Source organism: Microbacterium sp., assembly GCF_049650565.1.
GTDB lineage: Bacteria > Actinomycetota > Actinomycetes > Actinomycetales > Microbacteriaceae > Microbacterium.
In genome coordinates this window covers 1-26,795 of the sequence record NZ_JBASAK010000086.1, presented here as the reverse complement: position 1 = coordinate 26,795, position 26,795 = coordinate 1, and the positions used below count along the sequence as shown (strand labels likewise).

31 protein-coding genes and 1 tRNA gene are annotated in these 26,795 nt (G+C 70.1%); 8 read left to right on the top strand and 24 right to left on the bottom strand.

Annotation, left to right across the window (positions count from 1 at the left end; translation table 11 throughout):
- Positions 1 to 74 precede the first annotated feature (74 nt).
- From WA967_RS13885 to WA967_RS13875, 3 genes are all read right to left on the bottom strand, one after another.
- Complete coding sequence (locus WA967_RS13885; RefSeq protein ID WP_424423733.1) at positions 75 to 1,382, bottom strand: PhoH family protein; 1,308 nt, start codon at positions 1,380 to 1,382, stop codon at positions 75 to 77.
- Between the two features lie 216 nt (positions 1,383 to 1,598).
- Complete coding sequence (locus tag WA967_RS13880) at positions 1,599 to 2,729, bottom strand: aminotransferase class V-fold PLP-dependent enzyme (RefSeq protein WP_424423724.1); 1,131 nt, start codon at positions 2,727 to 2,729, stop codon at positions 1,599 to 1,601.
- Positions 2,730 to 2,746: 17 nt separating this feature from the next.
- Positions 2,747 to 3,529: an isoprenyl transferase gene (locus WA967_RS13875; RefSeq protein ID WP_424423721.1), complete on the bottom strand. Its 783-nt coding sequence runs from the start codon at positions 3,527 to 3,529 to the stop codon at positions 2,747 to 2,749.
- 68 nt (positions 3,530 to 3,597) lie between these two features.
- Between WA967_RS13875 and trhA the strand changes: the two genes are divergently transcribed.
- Complete coding sequence (gene trhA / locus WA967_RS13870) at positions 3,598 to 4,332, top strand: PAQR family membrane homeostasis protein TrhA (RefSeq protein WP_424423718.1); 735 nt, start codon at positions 3,598 to 3,600, stop codon at positions 4,330 to 4,332.
- A 29-nt stretch (positions 4,333 to 4,361) separates the two neighbouring features.
- Entirely contained in the window at positions 4,362 to 4,835 is a 474-nt protein-coding gene (locus WA967_RS13865) for an S-ribosylhomocysteine lyase (RefSeq protein ID WP_424423715.1), read from the top strand.
- A gap of 23 nt (positions 4,836 to 4,858) precedes the next feature.
- Here the strand turns inward: WA967_RS13865 and WA967_RS13860 are convergent, their stop codons facing one another.
- Positions 4,859 to 5,146 (bottom strand): hypothetical protein, encoded by a 288-nt coding sequence (locus WA967_RS13860; protein ID WP_424423713.1) that lies wholly within the window; start codon positions 5,144 to 5,146, stop codon positions 4,859 to 4,861.
- Between the two features lie 74 nt (positions 5,147 to 5,220).
- Between WA967_RS13860 and WA967_RS13855 the strand changes: the two genes are divergently transcribed.
- On the top strand, positions 5,221 to 5,607 hold the full coding sequence (locus WA967_RS13855) for a DUF4307 domain-containing protein (RefSeq protein ID WP_424423710.1): 387 nt from the start codon (positions 5,221 to 5,223) through the stop codon (positions 5,605 to 5,607).
- Positions 5,608 to 5,723: 116 nt separating this feature from the next.
- Positions 5,724 to 6,209 carry a transcription elongation factor GreA gene (greA, locus tag WA967_RS13850; RefSeq protein ID WP_424423708.1) on the top strand — a complete coding sequence of 162 codons (486 nt, stop codon included), beginning with the start codon at positions 5,724 to 5,726 and terminating at the stop codon, positions 6,207 to 6,209.
- Between the two features lie 63 nt (positions 6,210 to 6,272).
- On the opposite strand, the gene ilvA is transcribed toward greA, so the two are convergent.
- Together ilvA and WA967_RS13840 are read right to left on the bottom strand one after the other, a co-directional pair.
- Entirely contained in the window at positions 6,273 to 7,502 is a 1,230-nt protein-coding gene (gene ilvA, locus WA967_RS13845; RefSeq protein WP_424423705.1) for a threonine ammonia-lyase, read from the bottom strand.
- Entirely contained in the window at positions 7,499 to 8,695 is a 1,197-nt protein-coding gene (locus WA967_RS13840; RefSeq protein ID WP_424423703.1) for an AI-2E family transporter, read from the bottom strand. The genes ilvA and WA967_RS13840 overlap by 4 nt, the downstream gene beginning before the upstream one ends.
- 69 nt (positions 8,696 to 8,764) lie before the next feature.
- On the opposite strand from WA967_RS13840, the gene WA967_RS13835 reads away from it, so the two are divergent.
- Positions 8,765 to 10,021, top strand: a complete 1,257-nt coding sequence (locus WA967_RS13835; protein WP_424423700.1) for a winged helix-turn-helix domain-containing protein — start codon at positions 8,765 to 8,767, stop codon at positions 10,019 to 10,021.
- Positions 10,022 to 10,157: 136 nt separating this feature from the next.
- Here the strand turns inward: WA967_RS13835 and WA967_RS13830 are convergent, their stop codons facing one another.
- The 3 genes from WA967_RS13830 to WA967_RS13820 all read right to left on the bottom strand — a co-directional run bounded on the left by WA967_RS13830 (position 10,158) and on the right by WA967_RS13820 (position 13,342).
- On the bottom strand, positions 10,158 to 10,724 hold the full coding sequence (locus tag WA967_RS13830; protein WP_424423698.1) for a LemA family protein: 567 nt from the start codon (positions 10,722 to 10,724) through the stop codon (positions 10,158 to 10,160).
- 72 nt (positions 10,725 to 10,796) lie between these two features.
- A complete protein-coding gene (locus WA967_RS13825) occupies positions 10,797 to 12,110 on the bottom strand; it encodes a D-arabinono-1,4-lactone oxidase (RefSeq protein WP_424423696.1) in 1,314 nt (437 codons plus the stop codon).
- Complete coding sequence (locus tag WA967_RS13820; protein ID WP_424423694.1) at positions 12,107 to 13,342, bottom strand: amino acid deaminase/aldolase; 1,236 nt, start codon at positions 13,340 to 13,342, stop codon at positions 12,107 to 12,109. Before WA967_RS13820 ends, WA967_RS13825 begins: the two co-directional genes overlap by 4 nt.
- Before the next feature lie 85 nt (positions 13,343 to 13,427).
- Between WA967_RS13820 and WA967_RS13815 the strand changes: the two genes are divergently transcribed.
- Positions 13,428 to 13,500 (top strand) — tRNA-Leu (locus WA967_RS13815).
- 64 nt (positions 13,501 to 13,564) lie between these two features.
- On the opposite strand, the gene WA967_RS13810 is transcribed toward WA967_RS13815, so the two are convergent.
- The 11 genes from WA967_RS13810 to WA967_RS13760 all read right to left on the bottom strand — a co-directional run bounded on the left by WA967_RS13810 (position 13,565) and on the right by WA967_RS13760 (position 22,578).
- Positions 13,565 to 15,106: an NAD(P)/FAD-dependent oxidoreductase gene (locus WA967_RS13810; protein ID WP_424423692.1), complete on the bottom strand. Its 1,542-nt coding sequence runs from the start codon at positions 15,104 to 15,106 to the stop codon at positions 13,565 to 13,567.
- A gap of 20 nt (positions 15,107 to 15,126) precedes the next feature.
- A complete protein-coding gene (locus WA967_RS13805) occupies positions 15,127 to 16,482 on the bottom strand; it encodes a S8 family peptidase (RefSeq protein ID WP_424423690.1) in 1,356 nt (451 codons plus the stop codon).
- 11 nt (positions 16,483 to 16,493) lie between these two features.
- Positions 16,494 to 17,027 (bottom strand): DUF501 domain-containing protein, encoded by a 534-nt coding sequence (locus WA967_RS13800; RefSeq protein ID WP_424423687.1) that lies wholly within the window; start codon positions 17,025 to 17,027, stop codon positions 16,494 to 16,496.
- 48 nt (positions 17,028 to 17,075) lie between these two features.
- Positions 17,076 to 17,456: an FtsB family cell division protein gene (locus WA967_RS13795; RefSeq protein WP_424423684.1), complete on the bottom strand. Its 381-nt coding sequence runs from the start codon at positions 17,454 to 17,456 to the stop codon at positions 17,076 to 17,078.
- A gap of 205 nt (positions 17,457 to 17,661) precedes the next feature.
- The gene (eno, locus tag WA967_RS13790; RefSeq protein WP_424423681.1) at positions 17,662 to 18,942 is read right to left on the bottom strand and encodes a phosphopyruvate hydratase; all 1,281 of its coding nucleotides are present in this window, start codon (positions 18,940 to 18,942) and stop codon (positions 17,662 to 17,664) included.
- A gap of 60 nt (positions 18,943 to 19,002) precedes the next feature.
- The gene (locus WA967_RS13785) at positions 19,003 to 19,539 is read right to left on the bottom strand and encodes a TetR/AcrR family transcriptional regulator (protein ID WP_424423679.1); all 537 of its coding nucleotides are present in this window, start codon (positions 19,537 to 19,539) and stop codon (positions 19,003 to 19,005) included.
- Positions 19,536 to 19,958: a DUF4260 family protein gene (locus WA967_RS13780; RefSeq protein WP_424423677.1), complete on the bottom strand. Its 423-nt coding sequence runs from the start codon at positions 19,956 to 19,958 to the stop codon at positions 19,536 to 19,538. Before WA967_RS13780 ends, WA967_RS13785 begins: the two co-directional genes overlap by 4 nt.
- 68 nt (positions 19,959 to 20,026) lie before the next feature.
- Positions 20,027 to 21,019, bottom strand: coding sequence for a lysostaphin resistance A-like protein (locus tag WA967_RS13775; protein WP_424423675.1), 993 nt, complete (start codon positions 21,017 to 21,019; stop codon positions 20,027 to 20,029).
- Positions 21,020 to 21,029: 10 nt separating this feature from the next.
- Complete coding sequence (locus WA967_RS13770) at positions 21,030 to 21,197, bottom strand: hypothetical protein (RefSeq protein ID WP_424423672.1); 168 nt, start codon at positions 21,195 to 21,197, stop codon at positions 21,030 to 21,032.
- On the bottom strand, positions 21,194 to 22,231 hold the full coding sequence (locus WA967_RS13765) for a DUF1648 domain-containing protein (protein ID WP_424423671.1): 1,038 nt from the start codon (positions 22,229 to 22,231) through the stop codon (positions 21,194 to 21,196). The genes WA967_RS13770 and WA967_RS13765 overlap by 4 nt, the downstream gene beginning before the upstream one ends.
- Entirely contained in the window at positions 22,228 to 22,578 is a 351-nt protein-coding gene (locus WA967_RS13760) for a GntR family transcriptional regulator (protein WP_424423730.1), read from the bottom strand. The genes WA967_RS13765 and WA967_RS13760 overlap by 4 nt, the downstream gene beginning before the upstream one ends.
- Positions 22,579 to 22,695: 117 nt before the next feature.
- Here WA967_RS13760 and WA967_RS13755 point away from each other — a divergent pair, with 117 nt between their 5' ends.
- Positions 22,696 to 23,172 (top strand): DUF4442 domain-containing protein, encoded by a 477-nt coding sequence (locus WA967_RS13755; protein ID WP_424423669.1) that lies wholly within the window; start codon positions 22,696 to 22,698, stop codon positions 23,170 to 23,172.
- On the opposite strand, the gene WA967_RS13750 is transcribed toward WA967_RS13755, so the two are convergent.
- From WA967_RS13750 to WA967_RS13740, 3 genes are all read right to left on the bottom strand, one after another.
- Positions 23,161 to 23,709, bottom strand: a complete 549-nt coding sequence (locus WA967_RS13750) for a hypothetical protein (protein ID WP_424423666.1) — start codon at positions 23,707 to 23,709, stop codon at positions 23,161 to 23,163. The genes WA967_RS13755 and WA967_RS13750 overlap by 12 nt on opposite strands.
- Positions 23,706 to 23,966, bottom strand: a complete 261-nt coding sequence (locus tag WA967_RS13745) for a hypothetical protein (protein ID WP_424423664.1) — start codon at positions 23,964 to 23,966, stop codon at positions 23,706 to 23,708. The genes WA967_RS13750 and WA967_RS13745 overlap by 4 nt, the downstream gene beginning before the upstream one ends.
- Before the next feature lie 72 nt (positions 23,967 to 24,038).
- Entirely contained in the window at positions 24,039 to 24,815 is a 777-nt protein-coding gene (locus tag WA967_RS13740) for a helix-turn-helix domain-containing protein (RefSeq protein WP_424423662.1), read from the bottom strand.
- Positions 24,816 to 24,896: 81 nt separating this feature from the next.
- Here WA967_RS13740 and WA967_RS13735 point away from each other — a divergent pair, with 81 nt between their 5' ends.
- Positions 24,897 to 25,421 (top strand): VOC family protein, encoded by a 525-nt coding sequence (locus tag WA967_RS13735; protein WP_424423659.1) that lies wholly within the window; start codon positions 24,897 to 24,899, stop codon positions 25,419 to 25,421.
- Between the two features lie 63 nt (positions 25,422 to 25,484).
- On the opposite strand, the gene WA967_RS13730 is transcribed toward WA967_RS13735, so the two are convergent.
- The gene (locus WA967_RS13730; RefSeq protein WP_424423727.1) at positions 25,485 to 26,747 is read right to left on the bottom strand and encodes a histidine--tRNA ligase; all 1,263 of its coding nucleotides are present in this window, start codon (positions 26,745 to 26,747) and stop codon (positions 25,485 to 25,487) included.
- Positions 26,748 to 26,795 lie beyond the last annotated feature (48 nt).

Here is a 26,795-nt window from a genome sequence, read left to right as displayed (position 1 = left end):
TCCGGACCCCCGGACTGGCGTGTCGGCCCCCAGAGTGTGCCGAGCGCGGGGAGCGCGACAGGAGCGGATGCCGGTCAGCTGAGCTCCGTGCCCTCCAGCAGCTCGGTGACCAGCGCTGCGATGGCGGAGCGCTCGGAGCGGGTGAGCGTCACGTGCGCGAACAGGTCATGGCCCTTGAGCGTCTCGATCACGCTGGCCACGCCGTCGTGCCGCCCGACGCGCAGGTTGTCGCGCTGGCCGACGTCGTGGGTGAGGATCACCCGCGAGTTCTGACCCATCCGGCTGAGCACCGTCAGCAGCACGTTGCGCTCCAGCGACTGCGCCTCGTCGACGATCACGAACGCGTCGTGCAGCGAGCGGCCGCGGATGTGCGTGAGCGGCAGCACCTCCAGCATCCCGCGCTCCACGACCTCCTCCAGGACGTTGCCGGAGACGACGGAGCCCAGCGTGTCGAACACCGCCTGCCCCCACGGGTTCATCTTCTCCTCGCGGTCGCCGGGGAGGTACCCGAGCTCCTGACCGCCGACGGCGAACAGCGGCCGGAATACGATGATCTTCTTCTGCTGCTGGCGCTCCAGCACAGCCTCCAGGCCCGCACACAGCGCCAGCGCGGACTTTCCGGTGCCGGCGCGCCCGCCCAGCGACACGATGCCCACCTCTGGATCCAGCAGCAGGTCGATCGCGATGCGCTGCTCGGCGGAGCGCCCGTGCAGCCCGAACGCCTCGCGGTCGCCGCGCACCAAACGGTACTCGCCGTCGCCGGTCACGCGTCCCAAGGCCGATCCGCGCTCGGAGTGGATGATCAGTCCGGTGTTGACGGGCATGCCGCGCACCTGCTCGCTGAGCCCGACCTCGCTCTCATACAGGTCGCTCATCTCGTCGCCCGACAGATCCAGCGGCGCGATACCCGTCCAGCCGGAGTCCACGGCCTGTTCGGCGAGGTACTCCTCCGCCTGCAGTCCGAGGGATGCCGCCTTCACCCGCATGGGCAGGTCCTTTGACACGATGGTGACGGCCTCGCCCGCCGCAGCCAGGTGGGCGGCAGTGGCCAGGATGCGGCTGTCGTTGTCGCTGATCCGGATGCCGGCGGGGAGGATCGACAGGTCGGCCGCGCCCAGCTCGACGCGCAGCGTGCCGCCGTCACCGACCTCGACGGGGAAATCCAGCCGCCCGTGCTCCACGCGCAGGTCGTCGAGGTGGCGCAGCGCGCGCCGGGCGAAATAGCCGAGCTCGGGATCGTGGCGCTTGGCCTCGAGCTCCGAGATCACGACCAGCGGCAGCACTATCGAATGCTCCGCGAAGCGGAAGAGGGCCTGCGGGTCGCTGAGCAGCACGGAGGTGTCGAGCACGTAGGTGCGAAGAGTCGTGTCATCGTGCGACACGGCTCCCGCCCTGGTGGTCTTGCGGGTGGACTGCTGCTGGGCGGTGCGTGTGGTCACGATCGATCCCCCGATCCGGGACTTCCCGGCTCTGCTGCGAGTCGACCAGGGGCCACGAGTCGCGATCCGGAAGGCCGACTCGATCGGGCACGGTGCCCGATGCCTTGAAGGTACGACGAGGGCGGCGCCGCGCGCGGATGGACACGCGGGCGTGTCGGGTTAACTTCGCGCGTACGCGGGGTTGCCGGATGCCGGCAGCGCATCCTCCAGCATCCGCAGCGTCTCCGCGGACGTGCCCGCGTGCGCGGCCACGCGCACTGCTCCCCCGCGCACCGTCACGGCCACGCCCGCGTCCGCGAGGCGACGCCCGAGAGCATCCGGATCGTCCGGCACGAGAGCGACGATTCCCGCCCGCCGCGCAGGATCGGCGGGGGTGACGGAGCGGACGCCGCGTCGCTCGGCGATCGCGAGGATCTCGCCCACCTGCTCGGCGACCCGCCCTGCGATGTCCGCGACGCCGACCCCGCGCAGCTCATCGACCGCGGCGGCGAGACGCGCGACGGCGAGCTGATCGGGAACGCTCGTGGTGAAGGCGCGGGCAGCGGATGCCGGCGGCGGCGCCTCCCCGGTGAACGGTCCGTCGGCGTCGGTGCCGGTGATGCCGCTGAGCACGGGCCGGATGCGCTCGATCGCGCGAGTGGAGAAGCGGCCGAAGCCGGTGCCGCGGCCGGCGCGGAGCCACTTGTACCCGTGGCCGGCGATCACATCTGCGGCGGCCCAGTCCTCCTCGACGACGCCGAACGACTGCACGGCATCCACGATCAGCAGCCGCTCGGGGCCGATGAGCTCCCGCAGCGCGGGAAGGTCGGCCCGGTACCCCGTGCGGTAGTCGACATGGCTGACCGCGAGGGCCGTCACGTCGTCGTCGAGCGCGTCGGCGACAGCATCCGGAGTGACGCGCCCGTCGCGGGGCTCGATCCAACGCGGCGCCACCGCGCCTTCCGATGCATCGGAGGCGCGCTGCAGGGTGAGGCTGATGCTGGGGAACTCCGTCGCACCGGCGATGACCGCACCGCGCAGCCCGAACAGCGCGTGCTGCAGGGCGTCCGTCGAACTGGGTCGCAGCACCACTTCGGCGCGGTCCGCGCCCAGCAGGCCTGCGATGCCGGCGATGGCGCGGCCGGCCTGTGCGCCGACGGCGGCGTGCCGACGCGGGTCGAACGATCCCAGAGACCCGGCGGCGTCCGTCATGGCCGCGCGCGCCGCCGGCGACACCGGCCCGAAGGCCGCCCAGTTCAGGTACCCGGTCTCACCGGCGAACGACTCGACGTAGTGATCCAGAGCGCTCATCGCTCCAGTCTCGTCGATCAGCGGCCGAAGCGGCGGTCCCGGTCGGCGTAGTCGCGGATCGCGCGCAGGAAATCCACCTGGCGCAGGTCGGGGCCCAGCGCCTCGACGAAGTAGAACTCGCTGTGCGCACTCTGCCACAGCAGGAAGTCGCTCAGCCGCTGCTCGCCGCTGGTGCGGATCACCAGGTCGGGATCGGGCTGCCCGCCGGTGTACAGGTGCTCGCCGATCATCTCCGGGGTGAGCCGTGAGGCCAGGTCCTCCAGCGTCCCGCCGGAGTCGTTGTGCTGGCTGATGATGCTGCGCACGGCGTCGACGATCTCGTTGCGCCCCCCGTAGCCCACGGCCAGGTTCACGTGCAGACCGGTGTGGTCGCGGGTGCGCTCGGAGGCATCCGCCAGCACCCGAGAGAGCTCCTCGGGGAGGATGTCGGCGCGGCCGACGTGCTGAACGCGCCAGTTGCCGTGTCGTGCGAGCGTGTCCGCGAGCTCGGCGATGATCTCGATGAGGTCGTGGATCTCCTTCGAATCGCGCTTGTGCAGGTTGTCGGCGGAGAGCAGGTACAACGAGACCACGCTGATCCCCAGCTCGTCGCACCAGCCGAGGAACTCGCGCATCTTCGCGGCGCCCGCACGGTGCCCGTCGGCGGCCGACTCGTAACCGAGCTGGCGGGCCCACCGCCGGTTGCCGTCGATCATCATCGCGACGTGGTGCGGAACCGTCGCCGGATCGATCCGCCGTCGAAGGCGGTTGCCGTAGAGGCGATAGAGGGGGCCCCGCCCCGAACCGTCGCGTGCACTCACAGGGATACGCTACCGCCCGCAGCCGATATGTACGGCTGATGGAATGGTGCCCCGCCTAGAGTGAGCACGTGAGCACTCGAGCCGCAGGCGATCCCGACGTCCCCCAGCTCCCGCTGCTCGATGCTGCGAAGAAGGACGCCGCCGTCGAGATCAAGCCGACCTGGCGCGGCTGGATCCACGCGGGAACGTTCCCCATCGCCGTCGCCGCAGGAGTCATCCTCATCGTGCTCGCCCACGGGACGCCGGCGAAATGGGCCGCCGCCGTGTTCATGACGACGTCGTTGATGCTGTTCGGCAACTCCGCCGTGTACCACCGCTTCAACTGGGGTCCGAAGGTCAGGGGCATCCTCAAGCGCATCGATCACGCCAACATCCTGCTGCTGATCGCCGGCACCTACACGCCCCTCGCCGTGCTCGCGCTCGAACCGGGGAAGGGCACGCTGCTGCTGTTCCTCGTGTGGGGCGGCGCGCTGCTCGGCATCCTTTTCCGCGTCTTCTGGATCAATGCCCCACGGTGGCTGTACGTCGCACTGTATCTGCTGCTGGGCTGGGCTGCCGTGATGTACATGGTCGATCTGGTGCGCGCCAATGTCGCCATGATGGTGCTGGTGTGCGTGGGCGGAGTCCTGTACACGATCGGCGCGGTCATCTACGGGATGAAGAAGCCCAACCCGTGGCCCGGCCGGTTCGGCTTCCACGAGATCTTCCACGTCTGCACGGTGCTGGCCTTCCTGTGCCACTGGACCGCATGTCTTCTGATCTCGCTGGCGCCGTACGCGCCGTCGCTCGGCATGGCATCCTGAATCACAGCACGATCTTCTGGAGGATCCCCATGGCCGATGTCGAGAGCTTCACCCTGGACCACACCGCCGTCAAGGCGCCCTACGTGCGCCTGATCGGAGTGGAGCGCGGACCGAGGGGCGACACGATCTCCAACTTCGACGTGCGCCTCGTGCAGCCCAACGAGGGCGAGATCCCCACCGCCGGCCTGCACACTATCGAGCACACCATGGCCAGCGCACTGCGCGACAACATCGACGGCGTGATCGACTTCTCGCCCTTCGGATGCCGCACCGGGTTCCACCTGATCATGTGGGGCGAACCCGCGGTCGCCGATGTCGTGGATGCCGTCCGCAAGGGCCTGGAGTTCATCGCGGGCCCTGCGCAGTGGAGCGACGTGCCCGGCGTCTCGGCCGTGGAGTGCGGCAACTACCGCGACCACAGCCTGCACAGCGCCAAGGAGTGGGCCGCGCGCATCCTCGAGCAGGGAATCAGCCTCGACGCGTTCGAGCGCGTCGGCGTCTGACGCGCTCGGGCGATCGGCCCGGGTCAGCGACCGGAGTCGTCGTCCGCGGCATCTGCGGCGCTCGTGCCTGCATCCGTGCCGGGGCGGTCCTCTCGGGCGTCCCGTTCGGCCTGCTCGGCGTCCAGCTCCTCGCGCACCTCGTCGCGGTAGCGCACGCGGCGGATGCGACGGTTCATGTCCCAGATCAGCAGGATGACGGCCGCCACGATCACGATCACGACCGCGAACCCGGCGAAGCCCGGCGTCACCAGCTCGGGAGGGACGGTCGAGGTCGGCGTCGGCATCGGGGTGTTCTCGCCGAACAGGATCATGAGTGCGCCTTTCCTCCTCAGGTCGCATAACCTGGGAGTACCAGCCTATCCGTCGAGACCGAACCGGGAGATCCGTGACCACCGCACTCGAGCTCGATGAGCGCTACGGTCGTCGCGGCAGGCGGCGTCTGCCGTGGGTGATCGGCGGCATCATCGCCGTGGCGGTCGTGGTCGCATTCGGCTGGATGACCGTGGCGAGCGAGCTGAACACCGTGACCGCTGAAGACACCGGGTTCACGCTCACGGACTCCCACACCGTCGACATCCGCTTCCAGTACACGGCGCCGCAGGGATCCGATGTGGTGTGCGTGGTGCAGGCGTTGGACAAGGAGTTCGGGGTGGTGGGCTGGAAGGTCATGGACATCCCCGCCACGCAGAAGCACACGGCGGCCGTTCACGTGAGCATCCCCACCGTCGCGCAGGCCACCACGGGTTTGGTGAAGTCCTGCTGGGTCGCCTAGACTCGACCGCAAGAGACCTGCGCCCCGGCCCTGCCGGGGCGTTTGGCATATTCCCCGCACCATGACGGCGCGGATTCCGTCAGCCCCTGAAGGGGCCCCCACCGAAGGAGCACGCTGTGTCCACAGACGCTCAGGTACCTTTCCTCACGCAGGAGGCCTACGACCGGCTCGTCGAAGAGCTGGAGTATCTCTCCACCATCGGCCGCGAGGAGATCGCGGCGCGCATCGAGGCCGCCCGTGAAGAGGGCGACCTGCGGGAGAACGGCGGCTACCACGCAGCCAAGGACGAGCAGGGCAAGCAGGAGTCCCGCATCATCACGCTGCAGCAGCTGCTGAAGACCGCGAAGGTCGGCGAGGCGCCGGTCAGCCGCGGCATCGTCGAGCCGGGCACCGTCGTCACCGCGATCGTCGCCGGCGACGAGGAGGTCTTCCTCCTCGGCAGCCGCGAGATCGCCGGCGGCGACCTCGACGTCTACAGCGAGGCCAGCCCGCTGGGCCAGGCCGTCCTCGGCTTGAAGGTCGGCGAGAAGACCTCGTACGAGGCCCCCAACGGCCGCACGATCTCCGTCGAGGTCACAGGCGTGGAGACCTACACCGGCTGATCCCCGGAAGCACCGAAGAGGCGGATGCTCGGATTCGAGCATCCGCCTCTTCGCATCAGCCGCCTACTCGGGGACGACGTCGGGCTCGAAGCCGGCCGCGCGCAGGCTGTCCAGCGCCAGCTGGGTGTGCTCGGGTCCGCGGGTCTCGATCGAGAGCCGGAGGATCATCTGGCTGATCTGCAGTCCGTGCCCGTGCCGGGTGTGCAGCACCTCCATGACGTTGGCGCCGACCTGCGCGAGCACCTCGGAGACGCGCGCCAGCTGGCCGGGGCGATCCGGCAGCGGGATGCTGACCGTCGCGTAGCGGCCGGAGGCGGCCAGGCCGTGCGAGACCACGCGCTGCAGCAGCATGGGGTCGATATTGCCGCCGGAGAGGACGGGAACGGTCTTCCCGGCATCCTTCACCTTCCCCGCGAGGATGGCGGCGACGCCGACCGCTCCTGCGGGCTCGACGACGATCTTGGCGTGCTCGAGCAGCACGAGGATGGCGCGGGCGATGTCGTCCTCGGAGACCGTGACGACCTCGTCGACGAGATCCTTGATGATCGCGAAGGGAACGTCGCCGGGTCGGGCGACCAGGATGCCGTCGGCGATGGTCGGCTGCGTGGTGATCTCCACCGGGTGACCGGCTGCAAGAGACGGCGGCACGGCGGCGGCCTTCTCGGACTGCACGCCGATCACGCGCACGGTGCGCCCGGCCTCGGCCGCGGACTGCTTGATGGCCGCGGCCACGCCGGCGATGAGCCCGCCGCCGCCGATGCCCATGATGACCGTGTCGACGTCGGGGACGTCCTGAATGATCTCCAGGCCCAGCGTGCCCTGGCCGATGATGACGTCGCGGTGGTTGAACGGCGGGATGAGCACGGCCCCGGTGCGCTCGGAGAACTCGGCCGCCAGGCGCAGCGAGGTGGAGACCGTCTCGCCCTCCAGCACGACCTCGGCGCCGTAGCCCCGGGTGGCCAGGAGCTTGGGCACGGGCACGCCCAGCGGCATGAAGATGGTGGCGGGGATGCCCAGCGACTGCGCCGCCAGCGCGACGCCCTGCGCGTGGTTGCCGGCGGAGGCCGCCACCACGCCGCGCGAGCGCTCCTCGGGGGTGAGCTGAGCCAGGCGGTAGGAGGCGCCGCGGATCTTGAACGACCCGGTGCGCTGCAGGTTCTCCATCTTCAGCAGCACCGGCGAGCCCAGAATCTCGCTGAGCCCGCGGGAGAGCTCGGTGGGGGTGTGCGAGATCACCCCGGCGAGACTCTGCTGCGCTGCGGCGAATTCCGACAGGCTCGGGACTGCGTTCATCGATTCCTCCTCGGCCGCGTGCGCGGCACTGTGCTCCAGATGAGATCGGCGTCGGGCTCCTCGCCCGTCCGCCAGGCGCCGGTGGAGATGGTCACCGCCGCCACGTTGATGAAGGCCGCCAGCGGGACGGCGAACAGGGCGCCCGGGATGCGCGCGATCATCGCACCGCCGGCGACCACGAGCACGACCGCCAGCGGGTGCACCTTGACGGCCGAGCCCATCAGGATCGGCTGCAGGATGTGCCCCTCGAGCTGCTGCACGAGCAGCACGACGCCGAGCATGGCCAGGGCGATCCAGATGCCGTTGTAGACCAGCGCCAGGAACACCGCGATCACGCCGGTGACGACCGCGCCGACGATCGGCACGAACGACCCGAGGAACACCAGCACGGCCACCGGGATCGCCATCGGCACGCCCAGCGCGGCGGCGCCGATGCCGATGCCGACCGCGTCGATGGCGGCCACCAGCATCTGCGTGCGGGCGTAGTTGATGACCGTGGCCCAGCCGTTGCGGGCTGCGGCGTCGGCAGCCGGCCTGGCCGTGCGCGGGAACAGCCGCAGCGTCCATTTCCAGATGCCGCCGCCGTCGGCCAGCAGGCAGATCAGGATGAAGAGCGCCAGCACCGCTCCGGTGAGCACCTCTGCGGCGGTGCCGGTGACGGCGCCGGCGGCGCTGAGCAGCCAGTCCTGCTGGGTGCCGAGCAGGTCCTTCGCCTGCTCCAGGTACCCGTCGATGTCGGCCGCGGTCAGGTGGAACGGACTGTCCAGGAGCGCCTGTCGCAGCTGCTCGACGGCCACGGTGGTGCGATCCTGCACATCCGGAAGCTGAAGCCGCACCTGCCAGACCACCAGGGTCAGCAGGCCCGCCACGATGCCGATCGTGCCGATCAGGCTGGTGGCGATGGCGAGCCAGCGCGGGAAGTGCGCGCGCAGCATGAGCTGGAACGCCGGCCACAGCAGCGCGGTGACGAGGATGCCGACCATCAACGGGATGACCAGCGCCTTCAGCAGCATCACGAGCCAGATGAAAAGCGCGATGGCGCCGGCGATCACCAGCAGCCGCCAGGCATAGGCGGCTGTCACCCGCAGCGGCTTGGGCACGGCCTCGTCGACCTCGGTGGTGACCGTGCGCTCGGTCACCGGTGGATAGTGGCGGAATGGATTGCGGAACCTCGGTGCGGGGTTGTCGCTCATTGCACAATTCTACGTATGCTCGCCTGGGCCTCCGATCTCCGTGTCGGAGCCTGCGGCTAGCCTGGGATCATGCCGCACTCCCCCACCCTCAGTGCCGGTGAGGCGCGTCGGATGACGCTCGCTGCGCAGGGGTTCTCCCGCCGGATGCCGGATGCCGTGGCATCCCGCCACCTGCACCGCACGATGGAGCGGCTGGGCGTCCTTCAGATCGACTCGGTCAACGTGTTCGCCCGATCGCACTACATGCCGATGTTCTCCCGCCTGGGTGCCTATGACCCGGCCCTGCTGGACCGGCTGTTCCTCTCTCGCACCACGCACTACGTCGAGTACCTCGCGCACGAGGCGGCGTTCATTCCCGTCGAGGACTGGGCGCTGTGGTCTTTCCGAATGCAGGCCTGGCGTCGCCGGGCATCCGCGGAGGGCTCGTGGATGCATGCCCATGCGCGCACGCTGGACTGGGTGCGCGCCGAACTGCGCGACCGCGGGCCGCTGCGCCCGGCCGACCTGCGCGACGACGCGCCCCGAGAACGCGGACCGTGGTGGGACTGGGATGCTGCGAAGTCAGCCCTGGAGCATCTCTGGCGCTGCGGTGAGGTGGCCATCGCGGGTCGCGTCGGTTTTGAGCGCCGCTATGGCCTCGCGGAGCGGATCGTCCCCGCCGCGGTGCGGGAGTCGTCGCTGCCCGAACAGGATGCCGTGCGCGAGCTGGTGCGCCGCGCTGCGCGCTCGTACGGGGTCGCGACGATCTCCGACCTCAACGACTACTACCGGCTGCGGGATCATGGCGGCGTGCGCGCCGCTGTCGCCGACCTCGTCGACGCCGGTGAGCTGGAGCCCGTGACCGTGCGTGGCTGGGAGCGCGGCGGGCGCGCCGCGCCGGCCTGGCGGCATCGGGATGCCGCGCTGCCCCGGCGCATCGACCGCGCGGCTCTCCTGACGCCCTTCGACCCGGTGGTGTGGTTCCGCGACCGGGCGCTGCGCGTCTTCGGTCTCGACTACCGCATCGAGATCTACGTGCCCGCGCACAAACGCCGCTACGGGTACTACTCGCTGCCCGTGCTGGTGGGCGATCGGATCGTGGCGCGCGTGGATCTGAAGGCCGACCGGGCGGCATCCGCTCTGAAGGTGCAGTCGGCATGGTGGGAGCAGCACGCCGCACCCGAGACGGACGCTCCGCGCATCGCGGAGGAGCTCGCCCGAGCGGCCGCCTGGCAGGGGCTGGAGCGGCTCAGCGTGTCGGGCTGGGGTGATGCCTCGGATGCCGTGGCCCGGGCGCTCGGCGGCCGCGCGGCGGCCGTGGAGCGGCATGTGCATCCTCGGGAGTGAGAACGGGCTCAACGACGCTTCGACAAGCTCAGCGGCCCATCCCCTTGGGTCCCTGAGCGGGGCCCACGCGCCCCGGGAGGCTCCGGGCGGCGCGAAGCGACGGCTGGAGTGGGGCGTGGGGAGCGAAGGGTCGAAGTCAGAACTGAACTCTCGGCGGCTCGGAGATCGCGCTGCCGTCGGCGACCTCGAAGAACTCGCGCTCGGTGAAGCCGAGACCGCGGGCGAACATGTTGTTGGGGAACACCTTGATCTTGGTGTTCAGCTCGCGCACGCCGCCGTTGTAGAAGCGGCGGGCTGCCTGGATCTTGTCCTCGGTGTCGACCAGTGCGTGCTGCAGCTGCAGGTAGTTCTGGCTGGCCTGCAGCTGCGGGTAGGCCTCGGCGACCGCGAACAGACTGCGCAGCGCCTGCTGCAGGTGCCCCTCAGCGACACCGGCTTCAGCGGGGCCGGCGGCGGTGAGGGTCTCGGCGCGGGCACGGGTCACGCCCTCGAACACGGCCTTCTCATGCGCGGCATAGCCCCGGACGGTCTCGATGAGGTTCGGAATGAGGTCGGCACGGCGCTTGAGCTGCACTGTGATGCCGCTCCAGGCCGCGTCCACACGCACGTTCAACTGCACGAGCGAGTTGTAGGTCGACCAGAGATAGATCCCGACGAGCACGAGCACGCCGACGATGATCAGTACCGGCCACAGCCATTCCATGGATGCCCCCTCTTGGATCTTGATCCATCCTAAGTGCGCAACTCTGCGCATCGGCTGGAAGACAGGCGGGGTTCAGGCCCCGAGGATGCGCTCCAGATGCCTGTTTCCGAACACCCGCGCGGGGTCGAGTCGGTCGCGCAGCGCCACGAAGTCGTCGAAGCGCGGATAGCGCTCCCGCAGCTGCTCGGCGGTGAGGCTGTGCAGCTTGCCCCAGTGCGGACGCCCGCCGTGTCTCAGCATGATCTGCTCGACCGCGCGGAAGTACTCTCGCGGATCGACTCGCCAGTACCGGTGCACGGCGATGTACGCGCTCTCACGACCCGATGCGGTGGAGAGCCACAGATCATCGGATGCCGCGAAGCGCACCTCCACGGGGAACTCGATGCGCCACCCGCGGTCGGCGATCAGCGCGCGCAGCTCGTCGAAGGCGGGGACCAGGTTCTCGGCGGGGAGCGCGTACTCCATCTCGCGGAAGCGCACGTTGCGGTGGTGGATGAGCACGCGGTGCGATTCGTCGGAGTAGTCCCCGTCACCGGTGAGCTGGACGGCCAGCCGGTTGAACGGCGGGATGATCGACGGCACCACGCGGCTGATCGCGCAGAACGCGCCGAACACGCCGTTGGTGAGCACGGTCTCGTCGAGCCAGTGCGACACGGCGGGCGTCGGCCGGCGTCGAGTCGATTCCGGCATCCGCGTCTGGGTCTTGGTCAGCGCGACGTCGGTGTGCGGATGCCAGTAGAACTCGAGGTGGTCCGCGGCCGCCGCCTGCTCGTGCACGGTGCTCAGCGTCTCTTCGAGCGGCGCAGGCGCATCGACGGCATCCAGCACGAACGCGGGCACGCACTGCAGGGTGACCTCGACGACCACTCCGAGCGCGCCCAACCCGACGACCGCGCCGGGGAGCATCTCGCTGTTGTGCATATCATCGATGCGCAGGAACTCGCCGTCGCCGGTGATGAGCGTGAGTCCGCGAACCTGCGTCGCGATACCGCCGAACGCGGTGCCGGTGCCGTGCGTGCCCGTGGAGATGGCGCCGGAGATGGACTGCCGGTCGATGTCGCCGAGGTTCTCCATGGCGAGGCCGTACGGACGCAGCAGCCCGGGGATGTTGAAGAGCCGTGTGCCGGCCAGCAGCGTGACGAGGCCACTGGATGCGTCGGCGGAGACGAGTCCCTGCAGATCGTCCAGTTCGAGCAGGACTCCGGGGGCCGCGCCGATGCCGGTGAAGCTGTGGCCGGCGCCGATGGCTTTCACAGTCAGCCCCTGCGCAGCGGCGGCCTTGACCGCGCGCTGCACTCCCTCCGGGGAGCGCGGGTGCTCCACGCGCACCGGGCGCACCGACGCGGAGCGCCCCCAGTTCTGCCAGGTTCCGCCGGGCCGTGTCACAGGAAGGCCTTCCCCTCGCCGCGGTAGGTGGGCAGCTCGTCGACGATCTTCCCGTCGGCGACGAGCTGATAGCTGAGCACGCGCTCGGCGGGCTCACCGCTCTTGCAGTGCCGGAACCAGACGCGGTCGCCGACCTTCAGCCCGCGGGCGCTCTCGCCGTGCAGCGGGGTCTGCACCTCGCCGGCCGCCTCGCGCGGCAGGGTGCGCAGGCGCGGGGGCCAGACCGGCAGGGGCTGACGGGATGCCACGGCAGGTCCGGACGCGATCCAGCCGCCGCCGAGCACGGTGGCGATGTCGGGGGCGGGCTTGCGCACCACGTCGAACGCGAAGCCCGTGGCGGGAGCGGGATGGAACGACCGGTAACCGTCGAACAGGTGGCCGGCCAGCAGGCCGCTGCCCGCGGTCGCCTCTGTGAGCGACTCGTCGCTGCCGGTGAACTCCAGCGACCCTGTGCCGCCGCCGTTGAGGAACTCCAGCGGCGCGATGCCGAGCATCGCGTCCGCGATCTGCGCGCGACGGACCCGCAGCTCCTCGCGGGAGCGGGCCTGCACGATCCGGATCAGAGGCGCCTCGGCACCCGTGGCATCCCCCTGCCCCGCGATCTGCGCGTCGTACATCTGCAGGCCGACCAGCCGGAACCCGAGGCGCCGCACCACCTGTCGGGCGAAGCCGGCGACATCCGCCGCCGTGAACAGCGACGAGCGCCGCACCCCGAGATGACCGAGGCCGGGTGCCTTGTACGAGGCATCCACGTCGATGGCCACGCGCACCTCGGGGCGCGTGCCCGGAGCGGCGATGGAGTCGATGAAGTCCAGATGGGAGATGTCGTCGATCATCAGCGTGATGCGCGAGGCGAGCTTCTCATCCGCCAGCAGCTTCCGCAGGCCGGCACGGTCGACGGTCGGATAGCCGAGCACGATGTCGTCATGGTCTTCGGCCAGCCAGAGCGCCTCGGCGAGAGTGAAGGACAGGATGCCGTGATAGCCGGGTATCGCGAGCACGGCATCCAGCACCGACCGCACGCGCACGGACTTCGTGGCCACCCGGATGGGGAGGCCACCGGCGCGCACCAGCATGTCCAGGGCGTTGTGCCGCAGCGCATCGCGCTCGATGACTGCGACGGGTGCGGGCAGATCGGCAGTGGCCCCGGTCAGCGATGCCCAGTAGCGCGCGGGGTCGCGCCAGGCTTCGCGGACGGCGGACCGGCTCTGTTCAGCAGTGAGGTCGAGCACACCCCCACCCTACGTCGTCCGGGACTCGGAGTCACCATTGTTGACACCGAGTTCAACAGGGATGCGCCGCTAGGCTGGCCGACGGGCCCCCATAGCCCAACGGCAGAGGCAGGCGTCTTAAACACGCTTCAGTCCGGGTTCGAATCCCGGTGGGGGCACGCACACGGCGAAGGACACGTCCGAGATCGGATCTCGGACGTGCCCTTCTCGCAGGTGCGGGTCTCAGGCCTTGGCCGCAGCCTCTTCCTTCGCAGGAGCCTTCTTCGCCGGAGCCTTCTTCGCCGCAGCGGGACGCTTGGCAGCGGGCTTCTTCGCAGCATCCGCCTTCGGTGCGGCCTTCTCGGCATCCGCCTTCTCCGCGGCCTTGGCGGGCTCGGCCTTCTCCGCAGCGGGCTTGGCGGGCTCGGCAGGTGCGGCAGCGGCCGGACGGGGGCGCGCGGCGAACTGCTCGAACACCTCGCGCGGCTGCTGGACCGCCTGCAGGCTCACGATGTCGCGACCCAGCCACAGGTTGTTCCACCAGTCCCACAGCACGCGCCACTTGCGCTCCCAGCTCGGCATGGCCAGGCCGTGGTAGCCGCGGTGCGCGAGCCAGGCGATGAAGCCCTTCAGCGCGATCCTGCCGGACTGGAACACGCCGTTGTAGAGACCGAGGCCGGCCACAGCGCCCAGGTTCTTGTGGAAGTACTCCTTGGGGCTCTCCCCCCGCAGGACCGCGACGAGGTTCTTCGCCAGCAGCTTGGCCTGGCGGACGGCGTGCTGAGCGTTCGGCACGCAGGAGCCGTCGGGCAGGCCGCCGGTCTTGTCGGGGACCTGCGCGATGTCGCCGCACGCCCAGGCGTCGGTGACGATGGTGCCGTCCTCCTGGATGACGCGCAGGTCGGCCTGCACCTTGATGCGCCCACGGGGCTCGGTGGGCAGGTCGCTGCCGCGCACGACGGTGGGGTTGGCCATGACACCGGCCGTCCACACGATCAGGTCGGTCGGGATGACCTCGCCGGTGGAGAGCTCGACGTTGCCGTCGATGGCGCCGGTGACCTGCGTGTCGAGGTGCACGTTCGCACCGCGCTTGGCGAGGTCCTTCAGGACCCACTCGCTGGTGGCCAGCGAGACCTCGGGCATGATGCGGCCCATGGCCTCGACGAGGTGGAAGTGCGTGTCCTCGAAGGAGATCTGCGGGTACTTCGCGACCAGCGAGGAGGCGAACGAGCGCAGCTCGGCGAAGGCCTCGATGCCCGCGAAGCCGCCGCCGACGACGACGACGCTCAGCAGGCGATCGCGCTCGGGACCGGCGGGGATGGCGGCGGCCTTGTCGAAGTTGGACAGCAGCTTGTCGCGCACGGCGACGGCCTCTTCGATGGTCTTCAGCCCGATCGCGTTGTCGGCGATGCCGGGGATCGGGAAGGTGCGCGAGACGGCACCGGCGGTGACAACGATCTGGTCGTAGGCGAACTCGTACGGCTCCCCCACCGACGGGGTGATCGTCGCGACCTTGTTCGCGTGGTCGATGCCGGTGACCTTCGCGGTGATCACGTTGGTGCGCTTCAGGTGGCGCCGGTGCGCGACCACAGCGTGGCGGGGCTCGATGGAGCCGGCGGCCACCTCCGGAAGGAACGGCTGGTACGTCATGTACGGCAGCGGGTCCACCATCGTCACGTCGGCCTCACCTCGGCGGAGGTGCTTCTCGAGCTTCCATGCGGTGTAGAAACCTGCGTAGCCTCCACCGACAATCAGAATGCGGGGTGCAGTGCTGTTCTGAGGCACAGGGGGACAACTCCTCGTCGTCAGGGTGTGGGAGTGCGTCTACCGCGCTCCATTCGGATGCGCCGGGCAGCTGCGGTGACGCCAAGCGCTATCACAATACCAGGCACAGTGAGCGCCAGGAGCGGCAGAGTACCGTACCGGAGCGTCTCAGCGGTCGGCAGCAGGGGCGTGCCGGGTCTGCTGGGGCGGTCCGCCGGCGGCAGCGGAGCGATCGCGACGGGGGTCGCGGTGGCATCCGGGGTCGGGTCCGTGGGCGATGCCGCACGCCGGTACACCCGGATCCACTCCTTCAGATCGCCCATCGGGTTGGTCGTGACATGCGGTACGGATGCCGTGACCGCGGCGTTCACGTCCAGCAGTCCGTAGCCGTAGAGCACGTCCGGAGTGCTGCGCATCTCCGGCACGGGCACAGCGGTCCGAATGAGTCGGTTCATGACGTCATCCGCGCTCATGCCCGGATGCGCGGCCTTCACGAGCGCGGCGGCTCCGGCCACGATGGGTGCCGCGCCGCTGGTGCCCTCCCAGCCGACCACGGTGCCACCGGCGTCCAGGCCCAGCAGCTGCTCGCTGGGCGCCATCACGCCGATGGTGATGCCCTGAGTGGACGCCTCACGACTGGCGATGCCGGCCGCGTCGACGCCGCCGACGGTCAGCACGCCGGGGATCGTGGCCGGCGCCCCCACGATCGAGGTGCCGCTGCCCCGGTTGCCGGCGGCGACGACGACCACGACGTCGTGCTCGTAGGCGTACAGGAACGCGTCGTCCCAGCTGGGGTCCCAGTCGAGGGTGTTGGTGGTGAACGACAGGTTGATCACATCGGCGCCGTGGTCGACAGCCCACCGCATGCCCTTGGCGACCTGCTCGCTGAACGGCACCGTCGACGAGGAGCCTGGAAAGCCCAGCGACACCGACAGCAGCTTGGCGCGCGGCGCCACGCCGATCAGCCCCGTCCCGTCAGCCTTCCCCGGCGCCGCCGCCGTGGACGCGACGAGCGTGCCGTGATCGCTGTTGATCACGCCGACCGGCGTGCGTCCGTCCTTCGACCCGACGCCGGACATGTCGATGCCGCCGACGACCGAGCCCCCGAAGGCGCCGCCCGCAGCGCCGATGCCGGTGTCGAGCACGGCGATCGTCACGCCCTCGCCACGAGTCGTCCGCCAGGCATCCCGGATGCGCGAAGCATCCAGCCAGTACTCCTGGGAGCGGATGGGATCGTTCGCATCGTCGGGCACGGGGGAGGTCGCCTGCGGTGCCGGAGCCGGCGTCGCCTCAGCGGGAGCGACCGATGCCGGAGTGGCGGGAACCGCCACCGCGGGGGTCGCGGTCAGCATCGCGGATGCCGCCATCGCCGTGCACACGGCGACACGCGACAGCATCCGGCGCAGCCTCATCCCGCGTCGACCGCCGACAGCGCCGCACCGGGGTGCGCGCACGCGCACCGCTCGGGAGACCAGTTCGCGCGGGCGAGCGCGGCATCGCCAATGGGGTTGACTCCGGGCCCGGCGGCCAGGGCATGCCCGGCCAGGGCGTGCAGGCACTTCACGCGGGTCGGCATGCCGCCGGCGGACACGCCGTCGATCTCGGGCACGTCGCCGAACTGCGCGCGGTCGGCGAGGTATGCGCGGTGGGCGGCGAGGTAGGCGGCGACGACATCCTCGTCCTCGAGCAGGGCGGCCAGCTCGGGCATCACCTGCTCCGCCTCGAGCGTCGACATGGCTGCGGTCGCGGCCGGGTGGGTCAGATAGTAGAACGTCGGGAACGGCGAGCCGTCGTCCAGGCGCGGTGCCGTCGCGACGACGGTCGGGTTGCCGCACACGCAGCGCGCGGCGATGCCGACGACCCCGCGGGCCGCGCGTCCGAGTTGATCCGACACGACGGCGATCTCAGCAGCTGTGGGCGTCGGGAAGGGCGGGGTCGTCACGTCACCAGCGTACGGGGCGCGGCCTGTGTGAAGCCCCAGTGCGCGGTGTCAGCGCGCCGGCGCGACGACCGCGGTCTTCGCCATCCCGGCGGAGGTGATGCTGCGCAGCAGCTGCGGCATCCAGTCGGCGCCACTCTCCTGGAGCTTGTCGCTGACGGCCTTCTGCTCGGGCGGGATCTCCGCGGGATCCAGATCGTTGTCGACGAGGTAGACGACTTCACCGGGCTTGACGTAGTACAGCCTCTCGCGCGCCTGCGTGGTGATGTACGCGGGGTCGTCCCAGCGCGCCTTCTGCTGCTTCAGCGCATCGATCTGATCCTGGGTCACCTGCACCGAGTGCTCGAGAGCGGCGATCTGCTGCCGCTGCCCGAGATACGTGCCGATCGAGGGCACCAGCACCCAGGTGCCGAGGACGACGAGCGAGAGCATGATGACAGCGAACGCCGACAGGCGGATGCCGCCGGCCCACTCCCGTACGTCAACGGCGCGGGATGCCGGGGGGCGCCCCCTCGACGTGCGCCGGGTCGGTTGCCGGCCATGGGACTCGCGTGCCCTCGGGGACGCCGAAGGGGGAGCAGGTCGTCGTGCCACCTCTCCCCCTTCGTCGTGCTGTCTGTGCGCTCAGAGCCCCTGATCAGGCCTGGAAGCGCGGGAAGGCCGAGCGTCCGGCGAACACCGCGGCATCCCCCAGCTCCTCCTCGATGCGCAGAAGCTGATTGTACTTCGCGACGCGCTCGCTGCGAGCGGGCGCACCGGTCTTGATCTGGCCCGAGTTCACGGCGACCGCGAGGTCGGCGATGGTGGTGTCCTCGGTCTCGCCGGAGCGGTGCGAGAGCATCGTGGTGTAACCCGAGCGGTGCGCGAGGTTCACGGCGTCGAACGTCTCGGTGAGCGTGCCGATCTGGTTGACCTTGACCAGCAGCGAGTTGGCCACGCCGCGTGCGATGCCGTCGGCCAGGCGCTGCGGGTTGGTGACGAACAGGTCGTCGCCGACCAGCTGCACCTTGGAGCCGAGCGCGTCGGTGAGGGACTTCCAGTTCTCCCAGTCGTCCTCTGCGAGGGCGTCCTCGATGGTGACGATCGGGAAGTCGCGCACCAGGCCCTCGAAGTACTCGATGAGCTCGGCGGCGGTGCGCTTCTGACCCTCGACGTGGTAGACCCCGTCGGAGAAGAACTCGGTGGCGGCGACGTCCAGACCCACGGCGATGTCCTTGCCCGGGGTGAAGCCAGCCTTCTCGATGGCCTTGAGCAGGAAGTCCAGCCCCTCGCGGTTGCTGGGCAGGTCGGGGGCGAAACCGCCCTCGTCGCCGAGGCCGGTGTTGAAGCCGGCGGCCTTCAGCTCGCTCTTGAGCACGTGATACGTCTCCACGCCCCAGCGCAGCGACTCGGCGTAGGTGTCCGCACCGATGGGCGCGAGGAAGTACTCCTGGAAGTCGATGCCGTTGTCGGCGTGCTCGCCGCCGTTGATGACGTTGAACAACGGCACGGGCAGCAGGTGCGCGTTGGGGCCGCCCAGGTAACGGAACAGCGGCAGGTCGGCCGAGTCGGCGGCGGCCTTGGCCACAGCCAGGCTCACGCCGAGGATGGCGTTGGCTCCGACGCGCTTCTTGTTGTCGGTGCCGTCGACGCCGATGAGGATCTCATCGATGACGCGCTGCTCACTGGCATCCTCGCCCTCGATGGCGGGGCCCAGCTCGTCGATGACGGCCTCGACGGCCTTCAGCACGCCCTTGCCGCCGTAGCGGGCCTTGTCGCCGTCGCGCAGCTCGTACGCCTCGAATGCTCCGGTGGATGCGCCGGAGGGGACGGCCGCGCGCTGGACGATGCCGTCGTCGAGCAGCACCTCCACCTCGACGGTCGGGTTTCCACGCGAGTCCAGAATCTCGCGTGCGCCTACAGCCTCGATCAGTGCCACGGGTGTGCTCCTTTTCAGGGAGGGAAGGGGATGTGGAGCGACGTCGATCCGCCGTTCAGTCTAGTCATCCGGCATCCGGCGCCCCGAGGTGTTTCGCGACTCGAGCGCATCTACGAGCACCGCCCACGATTCCGCGACATCTGCACCGGGCGGGAACCGTCCGGCGATCTCCAGCGCGACCAGCCCGTGCGCCGCCGCCCACGTGGCGCGCGCGCGCGGGTGATGACCCGGACTCTCGCCGAAGAAGGCGAGGATGCCGGCCATGCCGGCCAGCTCTGCACCCGGATCGAGAAGTTCGCGGTTGAGCGGGCGCTCGGTCATGAGGCGGTAGAGCTGCGGGGCGGCGAGGGCGCGAGCACGGTAGGCGCGGCAGAAGCCGGCGAGATCGGATGCCGGAGACAGTGCCTCGGCGAGCAGGAGGAACCCCCGGGAGATCAGCGCGTGCTCGATGGCGTCCAGCGAGGCGAAGTGCTTGTACAGGCTCGGCGGCTTGATGCCCAGGGCGCGGGCGAGTTCGCCGATCCCGAAGCCGTCGAGTCCGGCATCCTCCAGCACCCGCTCGGCGACATCGAGGATCTGCTCGCGACGTGAGGTCACGCCTGGCACCACGCGGGGCGGCGAGTTCCGCCGACCGGGCGGATCGCGCCGCCGGCATCCCGCAGCCCGTACCCGCTCGCGCGGTCGGCGGCGATGTGCGCGAGCCATGCGAGGCCGGCGACGGCGACGAGCTTGCCGCCGTCGTCCACTCCGCCGACGGGCGGGAGCACCAGGAGAGCGCCGGAGAGCAGCAGCACGAGGGCCGCCCACGGCCGGTGCATGAGGTTGTAGAACCTCACGCGGCGCGGGCGGAGCATGCCGGGCCGGTTGCGGTCGAACGCAGCAATCAGAGCCGCGTCCGGCAAGAGTGCGAACACGATGACCGTGCCGCCCATGGCCCAGCCGTACTTCACGGATTCGTAGATCAGGAAGCCTGCCAGGAACAGCGCCAGCAGCGCCCAGAGAATGCGGATGATCATGCGGCTAATACTATTAGCCTGCCGGGATGGCCGCAAGACCTCGGTCCCGACCTCCGCGAGCGCGCAGGTCAGTCCTCGTGTGACGCGGGAGACACCGGGGGTGCGGGAGGCGCCGGTGGTGCGGGAGGTGCGGTCAATGCAGGCTGCTTTCGGAACTGACCGGCCAGCAGCAGGATGACGACCACCACGGCGCAGACGATCCAGCCGGAGATGCCCAGGCCGAGGACCAGCGCGGGGTCGAAGGTCGTGCCGGCGGTGACGAACACGATCGGAAGCCCCATGGTGGCGTTCATCGCACCGTGCGCGAACACCGCCGGCCACAGCGACGCCGACCGCAGGCGCAGCCAGCCCAGCAGCACGCCCCACGCCGCGCATCCGGCGGTCATGAGTAGAACGCCTGTGATGTCGGAACGGCCGAAGTCGTAGCCGAGCAGGATGACCGGCGCATGCCACAGGCCCCAGACCGCGCCGCTGACCAGCAGCGCCGTCCATGTGCCGTATCGCCGCAGCGCGGGCACCAGGAACCCCCGCCAGCCCAGCTCCTCTCCGAAGGCGGCGAGCGCGTTGATCGTGACGGCGGCGACGGGGACCATGGCCAGCTGCGCCGCCACCAGCACCCAGGCCGGTGGCAGAGGCGTACCCGCGGGAACCGCGCGCTCGATGGTCTTCGTGAAGCCGGACAGCCCGACGAAGTCGGACGCGAACCATCCGAGGGCCGCGGCCAGCAGCATGGCGGCGACGATGGCCGCAACCGAGCCGAACAGCCCGATCGCCATCATCCACACCACGCGCTTCGCCGGCCGCAGCGGCCACATGCCCAGGAACCGCAGCCGCTGCCCTTTCGGCACCGGGTGCATCGCAAGCATCACGATCAGCACGGCGGCGGCCGGGGTGTACATCATCACCGGCAGCAGCAATGCGGCTCCCGGCGTCGCCAGCCCGTCCCCCAGCCACAACGGCAGCGCCACCAGCCAGGCCAAGACCATCGCCAGCACCACGTAGGCGATGATCGCGTTCATGCCGATGCGCGGCATCCGCTCTTCGGTGTTCGTGTCAGTCATCTCACCCTCCTCAGTCGGCAGCGGGCACGTGCCGCAGCCCCTCCAGGAAATCGGGCAGCCACGCCAGCACCGCCCCTCCCGAGATCAGCAGGATCGCGATCGGAACGATCAGCCCGACCCAGCGGGCTGAAGCCCTCGCACGAGCCGCCCGCTCGGCATCCATCCTCACATCGGTCATGCGCCACCGTCCTGACGGGCGAGGTACGCATTCAGTGTCGCGACGCCGACATCCGCCCCGTCGACGGTGACCACCAGCGGCCGCTTGTCACGGCGCTCGACCTCGATCGCGGGTCCGGTGCGCAGCACGATGCCACTGCGGCCGTCCAGGCCGATGCGCCAGCCGAAGCCGCCGAACTCGCCGAAGGGGTGGCACTCCACGGCCCGCACCGAGGCGATCTCCTCCAGCGGCACGTGCACCCGCGGGAACCCGACCTGCGAGCGGACGGTCAGGCCGTCGGCCCCGGCGCGCACGCGGAAGGAGGCCGAGGTCACGAAAGCCGCGCCAATGATCACCAGCGTCAGCACCGGGATCCACCACGCCTCGTGCCTTTCCACCACCATCACGGCGGTGATGCCCACCACGACCACGACGACCAGGCCGACCACCAGCATGGCCGCGCGTGACATCGACGCCGTGGCCACCCAGACCACGCGCTCGCCCGCCGAGATCGACGCGAGATGCGCGGGTTTCAGCGGCATCGCAGGCGTGGCGTGCACGTCGGGCTGCACGGCCCAGCCGACGGCGGTCAGCACCAGCAGGGCGCAGAAGCCGCCGATGACGATCGGCCACACCGGGCCGACGTGCGAAGCATCCACCACCCCGCGCTGGACGGCGACCGAGCCGGCGTTGACGACCGCACTGAACCCCGACAGACCCAGCGCCATGCCGCCGAGCAGACGCGAGGCGCCGCCCCACTGATGCCGCCCCATTCCGAACACACTGGCGACGATGAGGATCGGCAGGCCGAGGCCCAGGCCGATGGCCATCCACAGGTATGACTGCGACGAGCCGAAGCCGTCGACACCGCCGACTCCCCAGTGCGTCGCAGCCGGTTCCGGCAGCGATGGCAGCCACATGATGATCAGAACGGCGGCGACCGCGGTGATGACCGCGGGGGTCAGCACGCCGACGATGATCAGCGCACGCCGAGCGCGTCTCAGTTCGCCGGCGTGCTGCGCGGTCACGGACTGCTCGGCAGGACGGCTGTTCATGACGTCATCTCCTTGATGATCGCGGCGAGGGTCGCGGGGTTGACGCCGAGGTCGTCCGCGCGGCGGACGAGTGCGGCGATGTCGGTCGAGAGTTCGGCGAGCGGAGCGGCGGATGCCGATACCACGGCCCCCCGTCCCCGACGGAGGTCGATGAGCCCTTCGTCGCGCAGTTCCTGATAGGCGCGCAGCGCCGTATGCACGTTCACGTCGACGGCATCCGCCACGACGCGAGCGGCGGGGAGCCGGTCTCCGGGACGCAGCCGCCCGGCCAGCACATCGCTGCGGACCGACGCCGCGATCTGCTCGAACAGCGGGCGAGCGCTGTCGGGATCCAGTCGGATGAGCATGTCCACCTCCAACCTCATTATTCTAATGCAACTAGATAAACTAGTACAAGTGGATCTTTTGTGCGCACGCGCCAGACGATGCCGGCGGAACGGATGCCGGTGAGCAGACTGGCAGACATGCGCATCACTCCCCGTCGCCTGGCCATCGGCATGAGCCTGTGGATCCCGAACCTCTTCAGCGGGATCCGCGTGCGCCGGTTCAGCGACGACTGGACGCACGCCACCGTCGAGCTGCACGTGAACCTGTTCACCCGCAACTACGTGAAGACGGCGTTCGGCGGGTCGATGTCGGCGATGACCGACCCGTACTTCTTCATGCTGGTGATGCACCAGCTCGGCCGCGACCACGTGGTGTGGGACACACGCGGCGAGATCGAGTTCCTCAAGCCCGGTCGCGGCGTGCTGACCGCGGAGTTCGACGTTCCGGCAGCCAAGGTCGCCGAGCTGCGCGAGCGCGCGCGGGGCGGCGCGAAGGTGCTGGAGTGGTTCGAGACGGAGGTCACGGATGCCGCGGGCGACGTCGTCGCGCGCGTGCGCCGCGAGGTGTACGTGCGCGAGAAGAAGCGCGTGACGGAGGCCGGATCAGCCGCCTGACCCTTCTGCGCGCTCGGCGGGGATGCCGGTGTCGCGCACCCAGTAGACCCACGGGAACGCGCGCACGGCGACCTCCCACCCCTCCTCCCGCTCCCGCGACGATGGGCTGCGCCAGATCGTCCGGCGATGCTCCCACTGCGTGGGCGTGTGCACCAGGCGATGTGTGAGCAAGCCGGCGCCGACGGTGTGCCAGCCCTGGCGTCCGGCGAGCTCGAGCTCGACCATCTCGTCGAAGGCCGTCACCGGCCCGAGCCATCGCTCCACACCGTCCTCGGGGGTGTCCGCGCGGCCGAAGCGTTGCTGCGCGGCCTGCCTGGTCATGCCGAGCCGATCTCCGATGCGAGCCCAGCTGACGCCGACGGCGCGCGCCGAGACGACGGCGCGCTGCAGCAGCTCGCTCGCCTCGCGCTCGGCGGCCGCGCTGGACTTCACGAGGGCGAGATGCGTCTCGTCACCGGCATCCAGGGTTTCGGGGTCCTCCCCCAGTCCGGCATCCGCGAGAATCGCCCGCGCGATGCCGTCCGCGAGGTCGGTCACTGGGCGGAACCCTCGCTCGGGCGCCATAGCTTCGGGCCGTTCTGCGCCCCGCCGCGGCGCATGCCGTTGCCGAAGCCCCAGTAGTACATCCCGAACAGCGCGAGCCCGACACCGGCGCCGATGGCGAGGCCGCCGCCGAATCCGTGCCAGCCGAAGCCCGTGCTCACGATGACGAGCACGATGCCGACCACGGCGCACACGATCGCCACCGTGGTCATGCGAGTGAGAGAACGCGAGGATGTCTTGTTGTCGGTCATGCCGTCAACTAAACCTTGACACACACGCTCATGTCAAGCATCCATTGACGAAGGTCGCTCGGCGATCTCTGTTCAGAGCTGCTGGCGATATCCGCTGGGGACGATTCCGAGCACGGCACGGAAGTCGCCCGTGAGATGCGCGTGATCGGCATAGCCCAGCTCCGCCGCGAGCGCCGAGAGGTCCGCGTCCGGCTCGTCGCGCAGCCGCTGCGCGGCCTCCTGCAGGCGTCGGCGCCGGATCATGGCGAGAGGCGGAACGCCCACGTAACGGTGCGTCATGCGCTGGAGGGTGCGCAGGGAGACCGCCAGACGGGCGGCGGCCTGCTCCGCGGTGCGCACCTCCGCGTCGGTCATGAGCAGCTCCGACATCGCATTGGCCTGACGACCGGCGTCGGTCAGAGGCCCCGCACGCTCGACGAGCCATCGCGACATGATCGTCACCGCCGTGCCGAGCCGGTTCTCGTCGGTGCGGCCCATCGCATCGCCGACAGGGCCGAGGAGTTCCGGTGCGGGCACTGCGGTCCATGAGTCCCGCAGATCGGCAGGGCGATCCGTCAGTGCCGCGGCACCGGCAGGGCGCAGCAGCGCACCGACCGCCCATCCGCACCCGGTCAGATCGCGATGCGTCGCCGTGGTCGTGGCCCCGACCAGCTGAACGCCGGAGGGGTCGACAACCAGATTCAGTGCCGGGTACGCCACGACGTCCTGCCGCGACCTCTCGCCGGCGCCGAGTTCCCACTCCGGGATCCAGAACCATGCCACCAGGTGCCCGGCCGCAGGTTCCGGCGGCAGACGATGGAACCGCGGCATCCGCTCGGGGTACAGCACTCCGCGTCGCTCATCGATCACGTCATCGACCATAAGGGCAGCCGTCGACATCTGTCGCGAATCTCCAAGCCCCACCGTGGGTCCCGCTCATACGGTCTGAGCATGGACACCACCGAGACCGGACTGACCGGCACCCACACCACCGACGGACGCCCGAACCGATCGACCTCCTTGACGCCGTTCCTCGCCATCCCCGACGCAGCGGCGGCGATCGCGTTCTACCGCGACGTCTTCGGCGCGCGGGTCGTCGACATGACCGAGTTCGACGGAGTCGTCGCGCACGCCGACCTCGATTTCGGCGTCGGCGGCCTGCAGCTGGGCGAGCCCTCGCCCGAGTACCGCCTCGTCGCACCGCCGCAGGGCGAGGACGACTGCTATTCGATGGGTCTGTACGTGCCCGATGTCGACGCGGCGGTCGCCCGGGCCGTCGCTGCGGGCGCCGTCGTGCGCGAGGCACCATCGGACTTCGTCTCCGGGGATCGCTTCGCCAGCATTCGCGACCCGTTCGGCGTGCGCTGGTCGGTCATGAGTCGCATCGAGGACCTCTCCGAGGAGGAGAGCGCTCGCCGGGTCGCGGAGTGGGCGGCGTCCTTCGCTGCGGCTCCGTCAGACGGCGCCGCCGGCTGACCGGCGTCCGCTCCCGCGACTCACCGCATCTCCGTTCCGCGCGAGACCGGCGGCCGACCGGCCTCAGCCCAGCGGCTTGACCTCCAGCGAGCCAGGCTCCTGACCGGCGGACACCGTCGCGAAGCCGGTGTAGCCGTCAGCTGCCGAGCGCTCGAGCAGCGCGTGCAGGTTCTTCGGGCGGCGCTCCAGGCGCACGCGGGCCGCCGTGCCACGCAGCAGCGCGGCCTTGTGCGTCAGCAGCTCGGGCACCGGGACATCCCGCTCGTGCACGAGCACGACGGACTGCGCGGCATCCGCTTCGTGCTCGGCGACCAGGTCGACGATGCGCTCGAACCCGATCGAGAAGCCGACCGCGGGCACTTGCTGGCTGAGGAAGCGGCCGATCATGCCGTCGTAGCGGCCGCCACCACCCAGCGAGTAACCGACCTCCGGGTGCGCGAGTTCGAAGATCGTGCCGGTGTAGTACCCCATCCCCCGCACGAGGAACGGGTCGTACACGAGCGGGGGCTCACCGGCATCCGGTCTGGCCGCGACGACCGCCTCGCCGAGGCCCACCAGGTGCGCGACCAGCTCGTCGGGCGCGCCCTCGGGCAGCGCCTTGCGGATCTGCCGCTCGCCGTAGGGGTTGTACTCCAGCGTCTGCGGGCGCTTCAGGAACGCCTCGAACGCATCGACCGCGGATGCCGTGGCCCGGCGCTCGCGCAGTTCGGCGGCCACGCCGTCTGAGCCGATCTTGTCGAGCTTGTCGATCGTGATCAGCACGCCGGGACGCTCGTCGGCCGTGAAGCCGAACGAGTCCAGCATCCACTCCAGCGCGCGGCGGTCGTTCACGCGCACCATCCCGCCTTCCAGCCCGAGCGCGTCGATGGCGTCGAGGGATGCCGTGATCAGCTCGGCCTCGGCGCGGGCGCTCTCGTCGCCGATGATGTCGATGTCGCACTGCACGAACTGGCGGTAGCGGCCCTTCTGCGGGCGCTCGGCGCGCCAGACCGGGCCGATCTGGATGGCACGGAAGACGCCGGGCAGCTGGCCGCGGTTGGTCGCGTAGAAGCGCGCCAGCGGCACGGTGAGGTCGTAGCGCAGGCCGAGGTCGCTGAGGGCTGCCGGATCTTCGGCCGCATCGCGGATCTTCTCGGCATCCAGACCACGGCGCAGGATGCTGAACGACAGCTTCTCGTTGTCGCCGCCGACGCCGGCATGCAGCCGGTCGTACTCCTCGACCACGGGCGTCTCGATCTCGTCGAAGCCGTGCGCGCGGTAGCGCTCGCGGATGACGGCGAGCACGCGCTCGCGACGGGCCTTGTCAGCGGGGAGGAAGTCGCGCATTCCGCGCGGCGGGTTCACGGTTGCCACCCGTCCATCTTTCCAGGTCTG

Coding starts and splice junctions, on each gene's coding strand:
- WA967_RS13880 (WP_424423724.1), bottom strand. CDS start 2,729: ATGAGCGCTCTGGATCACTACGTCGAGTCGTTCGCCGGTGAGACCGGG.
- WA967_RS13865 (WP_424423715.1), top strand. CDS start 4,362: ATGGCCGATGTCGAGAGCTTCACCCTGGACCACACCGCCGTCAAGGCG.
- WA967_RS13860 (WP_424423713.1), bottom strand. CDS start 5,146: ATGATCCTGTTCGGCGAGAACACCCCGATGCCGACGCCGACCTCGACC.
- ilvA (WP_424423705.1), bottom strand. CDS start 7,502: ATGAACGCAGTCCCGAGCCTGTCGGAATTCGCCGCAGCGCAGCAGAGT.
- WA967_RS13840 (WP_424423703.1), bottom strand. CDS start 8,695: ATGAGCGACAACCCCGCACCGAGGTTCCGCAATCCATTCCGCCACTAT.
- WA967_RS13835 (WP_424423700.1), top strand. CDS start 8,765: ATGCCGCACTCCCCCACCCTCAGTGCCGGTGAGGCGCGTCGGATGACG.
- WA967_RS13830 (WP_424423698.1), bottom strand. CDS start 10,724: ATGGAATGGCTGTGGCCGGTACTGATCATCGTCGGCGTGCTCGTGCTC.
- WA967_RS13805 (WP_424423690.1), bottom strand. CDS start 16,482: ATGCTGTCGCGTGTCGCCGTGTGCACGGCGATGGCGGCATCCGCGATG.
- WA967_RS13795 (WP_424423684.1), bottom strand. CDS start 17,456: ATGCTCTCGCTCGTCGTCCTCGGCACCTGGGTGCTGGTGCCCTCGATC.
- WA967_RS13780 (WP_424423677.1), bottom strand. CDS start 19,958: ATGATCATCCGCATTCTCTGGGCGCTGCTGGCGCTGTTCCTGGCAGGC.
- WA967_RS13775 (WP_424423675.1), bottom strand. CDS start 21,019: ATGACTGACACGAACACCGAAGAGCGGATGCCGCGCATCGGCATGAAC.
- WA967_RS13770 (WP_424423672.1), bottom strand. CDS start 21,197: ATGACCGATGTGAGGATGGATGCCGAGCGGGCGGCTCGTGCGAGGGCT.
- WA967_RS13765 (WP_424423671.1), bottom strand. CDS start 22,231: ATGAACAGCCGTCCTGCCGAGCAGTCCGTGACCGCGCAGCACGCCGGC.
- WA967_RS13760 (WP_424423730.1), bottom strand. CDS start 22,578: ATGCTCATCCGACTGGATCCCGACAGCGCTCGCCCGCTGTTCGAGCAG.
- WA967_RS13755 (WP_424423669.1), top strand. CDS start 22,696: ATGCGCATCACTCCCCGTCGCCTGGCCATCGGCATGAGCCTGTGGATC.
- WA967_RS13745 (WP_424423664.1), bottom strand. CDS start 23,966: ATGACCGACAACAAGACATCCTCGCGTTCTCTCACTCGCATGACCACG.
- WA967_RS13735 (WP_424423659.1), top strand. CDS start 24,897: ATGGACACCACCGAGACCGGACTGACCGGCACCCACACCACCGACGGA.
- WA967_RS13730 (WP_424423727.1), bottom strand. CDS start 26,747: ATGCGCGACTTCCTCCCCGCTGACAAGGCCCGTCGCGAGCGCGTGCTC.